At 71.0% G+C, this 11,046-nt stretch carries 11 protein-coding genes; 6 read left to right on the top strand and 5 right to left on the bottom strand.

What is annotated here, in order from left to right; translation table 11 throughout:
* The first annotated feature begins 182 nt into the window (after positions 1-182).
* Positions 183-488: a hypothetical protein gene (locus ABZ342_RS28545; protein WP_360479091.1), complete on the top strand. Its 306-nt coding sequence runs from the start codon at positions 183-185 to the stop codon at positions 486-488.
* A 36-nt stretch (positions 489-524) separates the two neighbouring features.
* Here the strand turns inward: ABZ342_RS28545 and ABZ342_RS28540 are convergent, their stop codons facing one another.
* A complete protein-coding gene (locus tag ABZ342_RS28540; protein WP_360479088.1) occupies positions 525-1,064 on the bottom strand; it encodes a GNAT family N-acetyltransferase in 540 nt (179 codons plus the stop codon).
* Here ABZ342_RS28540 and ABZ342_RS28535 point away from each other — a divergent pair.
* A complete protein-coding gene (locus tag ABZ342_RS28535) occupies positions 1,063-1,824 on the top strand; it encodes an alpha/beta hydrolase (protein WP_360479085.1) in 762 nt (253 codons plus the stop codon). The genes ABZ342_RS28540 and ABZ342_RS28535 overlap by 2 nt on opposite strands.
* On the opposite strand, the gene ABZ342_RS28530 is transcribed toward ABZ342_RS28535, so the two are convergent.
* Entirely contained in the window at positions 1,812-2,633 is an 822-nt protein-coding gene (locus ABZ342_RS28530) for an aminoglycoside phosphotransferase family protein (protein WP_360479082.1), read from the bottom strand. The two genes, ABZ342_RS28535 and ABZ342_RS28530, sit on opposite strands and share 13 nt — an antisense overlap.
* A gap of 134 nt (positions 2,634-2,767) precedes the next feature.
* On the opposite strand from ABZ342_RS28530, the gene ctaD reads away from it, so the two are divergent.
* From ctaD to ABZ342_RS28510, 4 genes are all read left to right on the top strand, one after another.
* Positions 2,768-4,558, top strand: coding sequence for a cytochrome c oxidase subunit I (ctaD, locus tag ABZ342_RS28525; RefSeq protein ID WP_155541318.1), 1,791 nt, complete (start codon positions 2,768-2,770; stop codon positions 4,556-4,558).
* A gap of 115 nt (positions 4,559-4,673) precedes the next feature.
* On the top strand, positions 4,674-5,903 hold the full coding sequence (gene serB, locus ABZ342_RS28520; RefSeq protein ID WP_360479079.1) for a phosphoserine phosphatase SerB: 1,230 nt from the start codon (positions 4,674-4,676) through the stop codon (positions 5,901-5,903).
* Complete coding sequence (locus ABZ342_RS28515) at positions 5,900-6,679, top strand: peptidyl-tRNA hydrolase (RefSeq protein WP_360479076.1); 780 nt, start codon at positions 5,900-5,902, stop codon at positions 6,677-6,679. The genes serB and ABZ342_RS28515 overlap by 4 nt, the downstream gene beginning before the upstream one ends.
* Before the next feature lie 16 nt (positions 6,680-6,695).
* Complete coding sequence (locus ABZ342_RS28510) at positions 6,696-7,097, top strand: OsmC family protein (protein WP_360479073.1); 402 nt, start codon at positions 6,696-6,698, stop codon at positions 7,095-7,097.
* Positions 7,098-7,100: 3 nt separating this feature from the next.
* On the opposite strand, the gene ABZ342_RS28505 is transcribed toward ABZ342_RS28510, so the two are convergent.
* The 3 genes from ABZ342_RS28505 to ABZ342_RS28495 form a co-directional block, all read right to left on the bottom strand.
* On the bottom strand, positions 7,101-8,438 hold the full coding sequence (locus ABZ342_RS28505) for a CHAP domain-containing protein (protein ID WP_360479070.1): 1,338 nt from the start codon (positions 8,436-8,438) through the stop codon (positions 7,101-7,103).
* 82 nt (positions 8,439-8,520) lie between these two features.
* Complete coding sequence (locus tag ABZ342_RS28500) at positions 8,521-8,862, bottom strand: hypothetical protein (RefSeq protein WP_155541322.1); 342 nt, start codon at positions 8,860-8,862, stop codon at positions 8,521-8,523.
* A gap of 59 nt (positions 8,863-8,921) precedes the next feature.
* Complete coding sequence (locus ABZ342_RS28495) at positions 8,922-10,967, bottom strand: ATP-dependent DNA helicase (RefSeq protein ID WP_155541323.1); 2,046 nt, start codon at positions 10,965-10,967, stop codon at positions 8,922-8,924.
* Positions 10,968-11,046: the final 79 nt, after the last annotated feature.

Genomic DNA, 11,046 nt, shown 5'->3' with positions numbered 1-11,046 from the left:
CTCGCGTGACTGGAGAGGCATCACGCGTGATTGGAGGGGCATCAAGCGTGGTTGGAGGGTCGACACGCGTACTCGGGCGGACGACTCGCGTATCCAGATGGACGACTCGCGTACCTGTGTGGACGACTCGTGGGGGCTGGAGGGGCGGGTGGGCGGGAGCGGGTGGCGGTTACCGTTCGGGGGTGCCTCGACGGAATCGTCCCGGCCGCCGCGCGGACGGCGGGCCGCCCGAACGCGAACTCGGTGCCGCGACCGGCTGGGCCCGCGCCGAGTCCGGGTCCGACGGCGACTGGCTCGTGCGGACCGTGCCCGGCTCGCAGGCCACCAAGGACTACCGGTGCCCCGGCTGCGACCACGAGATCCGGCCGGGCACGCCGCACCTCGTCGTCTGGCCGGCCGACGAGACCGGCTCCGTCGCCGACCGGCGGCACTGGCACCGGGCCTGCTGGGGCGCCCGGGCGCGCCGGCGGCCGAACCGCCGCCGGTGACGCCATTCCTTCTGGAGTTGTCAAAGATCGCCCGGCTCAGCGCCGGTAGTGCCGCGACATCGCGCCGTCGTACATCTCCTCCGTGTACTCGGTGAAGCCGAGCCGCTCCGCCACCCGCAGCGACGGCTTGTTGTCGACGCTCACGCTCGCCAGCACCGGCACGGACGGCAGCTCGCGGGCACACCACCCGAGGACCGCCAGCCCGGCCTCGCCCGCGTACCCCTTGCCCCACGCCGACGGCCGGAACCGGTAGCCGAGGTTCAGCACCTTCTCGCCGTGGAACTCCCGCAGCCGCACCCCGCACATGCCGAGCACCTCGGTGCCGCCGCGTTCGAGCACCGCGGGGTAGCCGAAGCCGTGCTCGGCCCAGTGCGCCAGCCACTCCGAGAACATCGCCGACGCGCGCGGGACGTCGGGCGGGTCCGGGTGGAAGCGGTTGGTGCGCGGATCCGTGTGGATGTCGACCATCGCCTGCCGGTCCGCCTCGTGGAGCGGACGCAGCAGCAGCCGGTCGGTTTCGATGTCGGTGAACACATCGGCGAAGCTAGCGCGGGGGTCCGACAAAATGGCCCGCATGACGGAACTGCCGCTGGTTCTCCTCCACGCCTTTCCCCTGGACGCCCGCATGTGGAACGCGGTGCGCGAGCCCCTCGCGTCACACCTTCGGGTGATCACCCCGGACCAGCGCGGGCTGGGTCGCTCGCCGCTGCCGGAGTCCGATCGCGAGCCGAGTCTCGAAGACGCCGCGCGCGACGTCGTCGCCTTGCTGGACCGCCTGGAGCTGGACCGGGTCGTGCTCGGCGGCTGCTCGATGGGCGGCTACCTCGCGATGGCCGTGCTGCGGCTGGCGCCGGAGCGGGTCGGCGGGCTCGTGCTCATCGACACCAAGGCCACGCCCGACACGCCCGAGGCCGCGCAAAGCCGGCTCGACGTGGCCGAGCGCGTCGACGACGAGGGCATCGGCGGCTGGCTCGCCGAGGCCAACCTGCCGAACCTGCTGGCCGGGTCGACGCGCGAGCGCCGGCCGGAGGTCGTCGAGGACGTCCGGGCGATCATCGAATCACAGCCGCCCGCCGGGATCTCGTGGACGGCTCTGGCGCTGCGGACCCGGCCGGACTCCCTCGAGCTGCTGCGCGACGCGGGCGTCCCCGCGCTGGTCGTCGTCGGCGAAGAGGACCCGATCACCCCGGTCGCGGCGGCGAGCGCGATGGTCGAGGCCATGCCCGGCGCGACGCTCGTGGTGCTCCCCGAAGTCGGGCACCTGACTCCGCTGGAGGACCCGGCGGGCGTGGTCGAGGCGATCCTCTCCTGGTACCCGGCGACTCACGAGAAGTAGGCGGCGAGCGCCGAACGGGCGCCGGGGAGCCGGTGCGGGAACCGGATCGCGATGACGTACTGCCACACGACCGAGTAGAGCTCGCGGAGGCGGACCCAGGGCTCGACCGAGGCGCCGGCCGGCTCGCCGGGGTAGGCGGCCAGGAACTCCGGGCCGCCCTGCCGGGCGAGGATCCCGAGGTCCCAGGCCAGCGGCCCGAGCCAGGTGTCCTCGAAGTCCAGCCAGCAGGGGCCGGCGGGGGTGGCGATCAGGTTGCCGGGGTGCGCGTCGCCGTGCAGCGGCTGCACGGCGACGTCCGGGAGCGCCTCGGCGAGCCGGTCGGCCTCCGCGCGCAACCGGGGCGCTTCGCCGTCCAGGTCGTGCCGGTCGAAGATCCGCCCGAGGTCGTCGAGCGGGCCTCGCCGGGGCAGTTCGCCCGGGTAGTCCCGCAACGCGGAGTGCACTTCGGCGAGCGAACGCGCGACGACGTCCGGTGCGTACCGGTGGTCCGGATCGTGCGGGGTGTGGTGCCAGAGCGTGACCGGCAGGCCCTCGGCGAAATGCGGTCCGGCCGGGGGATCCGTGGCCGGTGAGACGACGAGCACACCACGTTCGGTGAGGAACCGGGAGAGGGCCACGTCCCGCTCCTGCCAGGCCGGCCCGGGTCGCGCGAGGCGGGTGGTCCCCGGCACCCGCGCGACCAGCGGACCCAGCTTCACCAGCACGTTCGAGCGTTCGTGGAGGACCTCGGGCTCGTGCTCGCGCAGGCCCAGCCGGGAGGTCACGGTCAGTGCCGCGCGAACCGCGGCGCGCGTGTATTCGTCGGCCACGGACCGATCTTGCCAGCCGGTGCGCGCGACTGTCGGTAGCGAGGGCTACGATCCCCCTTGACCGCTGAACCGGGCGTTGCCCACCTCGGCGGCCGGACGATGACCACCACGAGGTTTGAGTGTTGGAGGCAGGAGTGACGGCCGTAGCCCCCAAGCCGATCGCGACGCGCCCGTACCCCGCGCGCGAGTCGGTCAAGGGTTCGTACCTGCTGCGGTTGTTCCGCACGACGGACCACAAGCAGATCGGGATCATGTACCTGGTCACGTCGTTCGCCTTCTTCATGGCGGGCGGCGCGATGGCCATGCTCATCCGTACCGAGCTGGCGCGACCCGGGCAGCAGTTCCTGTCGCAGGAGCAGTACAACCAGCTGTTCACCATGCACGGCACGGTGATGCTGCTGCTGTACGCGACCCCGATCCTCTTCGGCTTCGCGAACTTCGTGCTCCCGCTGCAGATCGGCTCGCCGGACGTCGCGTTCCCGCGGCTGAACGCGTTCTCGTACTGGCTGTACCTCTTCGGCGGCCTGATCGTGCTGTCGGGCTTCCTGACGCCGGGTGGCGCCGCCGACTTCGGCTGGTTCGCCTACACCCCGCTGTCGGACGCGATCCACTCGCCGGGCGTCGGCGCGGACCTGTGGATCTCCGGCCTGGTGGTCTCCGGTCTCGGCACCATCCTCGGCGCGGTCAACATGGTCACCACCGTGGTCTGCCTGCGCGCGCCCGGCATGACGATGTACCGGATGCCGATCTTCACCTGGAACATCCTGGTGACGTCGATCCTGATCCTGCTCGCCTTCCCGATCCTGACCGCGGCCCTGATGGGCCTGCTGGCGGACCGGCATCTCGGCGCGCACGTGTTCGACCCCGAAAACGGCGGGGTGATCCTCTGGCAGCACCTGTTCTGGTTCTTCGGCCATCCAGAGGTCTACATCGTCGCGCTACCGTTCTTCGGGATCGTGTCGGAGATCTTCCCGGTGTTCAGCCGCAAGCCCATGTTCGGCTACAAGAGCCTGGTCTGGGCGACGCTGGCCATCGCGGCCCTCTCGGTCGCGGTGTGGGCGCACCACATGTACGCCACCGGTGCCGTGCTGCTGCCGTTCTTCTCCTTCATGACGTTCCTGATCGCGGTCCCGACCGGCGTGAAGTTCTTCAACTGGATCGGCACGATGTGGAAGGGCCAGCTGTCCTTCGAGACGCCGATGATCTTCTCGATGGGCTTCATCGTCACGTTCCTCTTCGGCGGCCTGACCGGCATCATGCTGGCCGCGCCGGCGATCGACTTCCACGTGTCGGACAGCTACTTCGTCGTCGCGCACTTCCACTACGTCCTCTACGGCACGATCGTGTTCGCGACCTTCGCCGGCATCTACTTCTGGTTCCCGAAGATCACGGGCCGGATGATGGACGAGAAGCTCGGCAAGTGGCACTTCTGGACCACGTTCATCGGCTTCCACGGCACGTTCCTCGTCCAGCACTGGCTGGGCGCGGAGGGCATGCCGCGGCGGTACGCGGACTACCTGACCAGTGACGGCTTCACCACGCTGAACACGATCTCGACGATCGGCGCGTACATCCTCGGTGCCTCGACGCTGCCGTTCATCTGGAACGTCTTCAAGAGCTACCGGTACGGCGAGATCGTCACGGTGGACGACCCGTGGGGCTACGGCAACTCGCTCGAATGGGCGACGTCCTGCCCGCCGCCGCGGCACAACTTCACCGAGCTGCCCCGGATCCGCTCCGAGCGGCCCGCGTTCGAGCTGCACTACCCGCACATGATCGAGCGCATCCACAACGAGGGTGAGATCGGCTTCTTCGGGAAGCAGAAGGTCAACAGCCACTCGGCCCCGTCGCAGCTGCTCACCGAAGCGGTGATCCCGGGAGACCACTCCAAGGACAACGCGAGCGAGCAAGGCGACGACAAGTAGCACCTGATCGAGTGAGCGCGTGCCCGGCTTTTGTGAAGCCGGGCACGCGCTCTACTTATGTCCGCGGCCGGACCGGCAGACTGACTGTGCAGCGTCGCCGAACGAGGGATGACCAGTGACCCAGACCCCCGTCCTGATCACGACCACCGGCCCCGACAAGCCGGGCGTCTCGTCCGTGCTGTTCGCCGTGCTGACCCGCCACGACGTCGACGTGCTCGACGTCGAGCAGGTCGTCATCCGCGGGCAGCTGGTGCTCGGCGTCCTCGCCGGCGTGTACCGCGACCCGGAGGGCCTGCAGGAGTCGGTCGAGCAGGCGATGGCGTCCGTCGGCATGCAGGTCGAGGTCAAGATCGGCTCGGCGATCGGGGACGACCCGTTCGCGCTGGGCCGCAGCGACTCCACCCACGTGCTGGTGGTGCTGGGCCGTCCGGTCACCGCGCGGGGCTTCTCGGAGGTCGCGCGCCGGCTGGCTTCGCTGGGCGCCAACATCGACGCGATCCGCAGCGTCGCCGACTACCCGGTGACCGGGCTGGAGCTGTACGTCTCGGTCGACCGCGACACCCGGGAGGCCGACGCCGCCCTGCGCTCGGAGCTCGCCGACGCCGCGGTCGAGGTGGGCGTCGACATCGCCGTCGAGCGGGCCGGGATCACGCGCCGGGCGAAGCGGATGGTCGTCTTCGACGTCGACTCGACGCTCATCCAGGGCGAGGTCATCGAGATGCTGGGCGCGCACGCCGGGGTCGAGCCGGAGATCCGCGAGATCACCGAGGCCGCCATGCGCGGTGAGCTGAACTTCACCGAGTCCCTGGAACGGCGGGTCGCCCTGCTGGAGGGCCTGCCCGCCTCGGCGATCGACGAGGTCGCCGCGTCCATCGAGCTGACCCCGGGGGCGCGCACGACGATCCGCACGCTCAAGCGGATGGGGTTCAAGACCGGGGTGGTGTCCGGCGGGTTCACGCAGGTCATCGGCGGTCTGGTGGAGGAGCTGGGCCTCGACTTCGCGGCGGCGAACGAGCTCGAGATCGTCGACGGCAAGCTCACCGGGCGTGTGGTCGGGGAGGTCGTCGACCGCGCCGGCAAGGCGAAGGTGCTTCGCCGCTTCGCCGGCGAGTACGACATCCCGCTCGAGCAGTGCGTCGCGGTCGGGGACGGCGCCAACGACATCGACATGCTTTCGGCGGCCGGCATGGGCGTCGCGTTCAACGCCAAGCCCGCGTTGCGAGAAGTGGCCGACACCGCGCTTTCGCACCCGTACCTCGACGCCGTGCTGTTCGTGCTCGGCCTCACGCGCGGCGAGGTCGAAGCGGCCGACGCCGCCGACGGGCTCGAGCTGATGCGTCCGTGAGCAGCGTTCTCGACCCCCTGGGCGCCCGCTACGCGTACTGGCTGGGGCTCCCGGCCGAAGACACTTCGGACACTTCCGACGAGCTCCCGGAGGAAGTCCGGGCGATGCCGGTGATCCTGCGCATCGAACGGGCCGAGCCGCCCGGCCGCACGCCGCTGCTGGAGGCCGCCGCGGCCGCCGCGCTGGCGGTCTGCCTCGATGAGCGTTCGGAGCCCGGTGGCGAGTGGGCCGAGCCGATGCACGCGTGGCTGGACAACCGGATCCGCAAGGTGGCGCGGCGCGCGCGAGGTGCGCACTGGGCGGCGGTTCAGGACCTGCCGGGCATCACCGTCGAGATCGACGGCGCCGAGGCGCGGGCCCTGGTGCCGGGCCTGGTCGCCGAGGCGCCCAAGGAGGTCTCGCGGCTGCAGATCTCGGGCAGCGAGCTGCCGCCCGATGAGCCCGGGCCGCTGCCCGCCGGCGTCCCGCTGCTCCTGCTCAACCCGCACGCGCCGATGACCGTCGGCAAGGCCGCCGCGCAGGTCGGGCACGCCACGATGATCCTGGCGGCGCTGCTGGACGACGCCGCGCTGGACGGCTGGGCCGCGCGGGGCTACCGGACGGCGGTGCGCACGGCGAGCGTCGCGCGGTGGAAGGAACTGCACCCCGGGGACGACCCCGAGGGAGCGTGGCGGCGCGATCGCGTCGTCGCCGTCCGGGACGCCGGGTTCACCGAGGTCGATCCGGGCACGATCACGGTTCTTGCCCAGTGGGAGCCGGAACAAGCGGTTTCCTGACCGGGTTGGAGCGGACATGGGACTCGAAGTACAGCGCGACGGCAAGCACTCCTTCGTCGGCCGCAACGACCGGGGCGCCGAGGTACGGCTGGGCCGCACCGGCGCCGAAGGGGCGTTCTCGCCCGCGGAGCTGCTGCAGATCGCGGCCGCGGGGTGCAGCGCGGTGACCGCCGAGGAGCTGATCACGCGGCGAGTGGGCGAAGACGCGAAGTTCCGCGTGACCGTCAGCGCCGATCGCCGTGAGGGCGCTTCGGAGCTGGACGCGGTGCACGTGGCCTTCGATGTCGACGTGTCGACTTTGGCGGCGGATCAGCGGGAGGCGCTGGCCGGTGCCGTGGATCGCGCGATCGAGCGGCTGTGCACGGTGAGCCGGACGCTCAAGAAGGGGATCCCGGTGACGGAGGAGTTCCCGGTCTGACCGTCAGCCGGCGAGGCTGAGGACCTGCGCGCCCTGGTCGAGCCACCCGCCGGGGCCGATGTCGTCCTTGGTGTAGACGTAGTTGCCGGCGTTGCGCAGGACCAAGCGGCCCTGTTTGGTGACCGCGATCTGGACAGCCTGAGCGCCTTGGTCGATCCAGCCGCCCGCGCCCAGGTGGTCCTTGGCGTAGACGTGGCTGTCCGGGGTGAGGATGACCAGCCGGGTGCCGCCGATGCGCAGCTGCCCGGCGGTGGCCGCCTGGTCGTACCAGCCGCCGGGGCCGCTGATGTCGTCCTTCGCGAACACTTCGCCGTCGGTCCGGATGAAGGCGATGCGGCCCGTCGGTCCGACTTCGACATCGGTGGCCGTGGAGCAGTCGGTCTGCTGGATCCAGCCGCCGGAGCCGAGGTGGTCCTTGGCGTAGACGGCACCGCAAGGCGTGACGATGGCGATGCGGGTCTGGCCGACGGCCACGTCCGTCGCCTGCGCCGCCTGGTTCAGCCAACCGCCGGCGCCGAGGGTGTCCTTGGCGTACACCCAGTTGTCCGGCGTGAGGATGGCCAGCCGGCCGGTGAGACCGACGACGACCTTGACGGCCGCCGCTCCTTGGTCGAGCCAGCCGCCGGCGCCGAGATCGTCCTTGGCGTACACCTGGTGATCGGAGTCGAGCAGCGCCTGACGTGGGCCGCCGTCGGACACGGCGATCGCCCGGGCGCCCTGGTCGAGCCAGCCGCCGCTGAGCCCGTCCTTCGCGTAGACCTCGCTGTCGGGGGCCAGGACGGAGACGCGGTTCTGCCCCGCGGACGCGAGGTCTTTGAAGTGGAGGAAGTGGCTGGGCCACTGCGCGTCGCCGACGGTGATGATCCGCCAGCGGAACGGTCCGGTCGCGTAGTTGTCTTCGGAGATGACCAGGTTGGTGCCGTCCCAGGCCTCCACGTAGGCCACGTGCCCGTCCGGTGAGGCGCCACCTGAACTCGCGTCCCACTGGGCGACCGCGCCGACAGCGGGAGAGCCGTTGACCGGCACCCCGTGCGCGGCGGCGTTCGCAGCCCACTGCCAAGCGTTGCCCAGCTGGTAGGTGGGGGTGGGCGCGCCGTTGACGGCCGACAGCACGTAGGCCGCGTAATTCGTGCAGTTGTGGCCGCCGTAGGCACCCCAGTGGCTGTCCAGGTAGTGCTGCTCGAAGCTGTGCGCGGTGTGGCCGCCGGCGATGCAAGTGGAGTACGAACTGCCGGAACACAGCACTGTCACGCTGGCCGAAGCCGCTCCCGCACCGGTGATCGCGGCCACGAGAGCCAACGCGAAAACCGTGCCGACGGCGATGATCTTCCGCAACCCCATGCCCGCCCCCTTGAGCCGATGCCGAAGAGCTGATCGCCTTCGCAGTCGATGGGGGCGGTGGATCTGTTACGCGGACGTCCCGTCAGTTCTCGCTGGATTCCCAGACCACGTAAGCCTGGTCGGCGTCGGTCGTCATGGCCTCGATGAACTTCTCGTTGTCGAAGCCGGGCAAGGACTGCAGGCGCTCGATCAGGGCGTCGGCCGCCGGGTCGCCGCTCGGGACCGCCGTGCCCTTGCCGTCCGTTCCGACCAGCATGAAGAACACGTCTTCGTTCCACGGGCCGTCGGGGATCACGCGGACCATCACCGACGACAGGCCGGCCCACGTGACAGCTTCTTCGCTGCCGTCCGCGAGCCGCCGCCGTACGCCGGTGTCGTCGACACTGACGGTCCGGGACTGTGCGCTGGACGAATCCTGGGTCAACCGGTGCTCCCTTTATTGCTTCGGTTGCTTCACCGTACCGGTCGGTGTTGTGGACCGCGTCACGCGGGCGCGGCTGCGTCCAGCCGGCGCAGCGCTTCGCGCGCGACCTTCGGGTCCATCGTCGGCCAGAACGGAGGCAGCGAAGCACGGAGGAATCCGCCGTAGCGGGCGTTCGCGAGCCGCGAATCCAGCACCGCGACCACCCCGCGGTCGCTGACCGAACGGTGCAGCCGTCCGGTGCCCTGCGCCAGCAGCAAAGCCGCGTGCGTGGCCGCCACGGTGAGGAACCCGTTGCCGCCGCGGGCTTCCACCGCGCGCTGCCGGGCCGAGGAGACCGGGTCGTCCGGGCGCGGGAACGGGATCCGGTCGACCACCACGAGCTGCAGCGACGGACCGGGGACGTCCACGCCCTGCCACAGGCTCAGCGTGCCGAACAGGCACGTGCGGACGTCCTCGGAGAACTTCTGGACCAGCAGCGACGTCGCGTCCTCGCCCTGGCAGAGGATCGGGAAGTCGAGCCGCTCGCGCATCTCCTCGGCCGCCTGCTTGGCCGCGCGCATCGAAGAGAACAGCCCCAGCGTACGCCCGCCCGCGGCCTCGATCAGCTCGGCCAGTTCGTCCATTGTGGACGTCGCGAGGCCGTCGCGGCCCGGCGGCGGCAGGTGCTTGGCCAGGTACAGGATGCCGTTCTTCCGGTGGTCGAACGGCGACCCGACGTCCAGGCCGGTCCACTTCGGGCCGGAGTCGTCGGACGGCGCTTCCTTGTCGGTCGCGGCTCCTGGCGCCTTTTCGACGCGAGCGGCCGGCGGGAGGCCCCACTGGCGCGCCATGGTGTCGAACGTCCCGCCGAGGGTCAGCGTCGCCGACGTCAGGACCGTCGTGTGCAGGTTGAAGACGCGCTCGCGCAACAGCCCGGCGACGCCCAGCGGCGCCACCTTCAGCGCCGGCGGCCGCGGGTTCGACGCGTACTTGTCGCCGGCGAGCCAGACGACGTCGCGCTGGTGCGCCTGGTCGTCGTCGAACGCCTCCAGCAGGCGGACCGCGGTGTCGTGCACCTCGTCGAGCAGCGAGCGCGCCAGCTTCCGCGCGGTGGCCCCTTCGAGGTCCTCCTTGCGATCGGACCCCAGCGACGTGATGCACCGGTGCGCGGCGTCGCGGATCGCCGGGATGGCGCCCTTCAGCGGCTGCGGCAGCTCGTCCATCCGGCCCGGGGGCAGGTCGTCGACGATCAGCGCCAGCCCGTCTCCCGCTTCCAGGAGGCTGTCGGCGACGTCGGCGTCGATCAGCTTGCCGCAGCGGCGCGCGGCCGACGCGCACATCGCGCTGGTCAGCTCGCCGGTGGCGACGGAAGTGACGCGGTCGACGAGGTCGTGCGCCTCGTCGATGATCACGACGTCGTGGTCCGGCAGGACCTGGTAGCCCTGCAGGGCGTCGATCGCCAGCAGTGCGTGGTTGGTGACGATGACGTCGGCGCGGCCGGCCTCGGCGCGGGCCTTCTCGGCGAAGCAGTCCGTGCCGATCGGGCAGCGCGAAGCACCGAGACATTCCTTCGCCGTCACGGACACCTGGCGCCACGCCTGGTCGGTGACGCCGGGGACGAGCTCGTCGCGGTCGCCGGTTTCGGTGTCCGAGGCCCACTCCCGCAGCCGCGTGACCTCCTTGCCGAGGCGCGACACCGCGAACGGGTCGAAGAGCTGGGCGTCCTCCGGCTCGTCCGGCGCGCCGGAGTCCAGGCGGTGCAGGCACATGTAGTTGCGGCGGCCCTTGAGGATCGCGAAGGTCGGTTCGCGGCCCAGCGGCTTCTTCAGCGCCTTCGCCAGGCGCGGGAGATCGCGGTCGACGAGCTGGCGCTGCAACGCGATCGTCGCCGTCGAGACCACGACGGTGGCTTCCTTCTCGACGGCGTGCCGGATCGCGGGAACGAGGTAGGCCAAGGACTTGCCGGTGCCGGTGCCGGCCTGCACGGCCAGGTGCTCGCCGGTGCGGATGGCGCGGCCGACGGCGTCCGCCATCTCGACCTGCCCCGGGCGCTCGGCACCTCCGACGGACTCCACCGCGTGGGTGAGGAGTTCGAGGACGCCGGGGAAGTCAGTTCGAGCGGGCACAGCGACACATTAGCCGCCGCCTCCGACAAAGAGCGGCGCTCCGTCGCGAACGGGCCACTCGCGTCGCGGGACCTCCCGT

The organism is Amycolatopsis sp. NPDC005961 (assembly GCF_040629235.1).
Lineage (GTDB): Bacteria > Actinomycetota > Actinomycetes > Mycobacteriales > Pseudonocardiaceae > Amycolatopsis > Amycolatopsis camponoti.
This window is presented reverse-complemented; position numbering and strand designations above follow the sequence as displayed.

Excerpts from the sequence above, each read along its gene's own strand:
- ABZ342_RS28535 (WP_360479085.1), top strand. The coding sequence starts at position 1,063 with ATGACGGAACTGCCGCTGGTTCTCCTCCACGCCTTTCCCCTGGACGCC.
- ABZ342_RS28540 (WP_360479088.1), bottom strand. The coding sequence starts at position 1,064 with ATGCGGGCCATTTTGTCGGACCCCCGCGCTAGCTTCGCCGATGTGTTC.
- ABZ342_RS28510 (WP_360479073.1), top strand. The coding sequence starts at position 6,696 with ATGGGACTCGAAGTACAGCGCGACGGCAAGCACTCCTTCGTCGGCCGC.
- ABZ342_RS28505 (WP_360479070.1), bottom strand. The coding sequence starts at position 8,438 with ATGGGGTTGCGGAAGATCATCGCCGTCGGCACGGTTTTCGCGTTGGCT.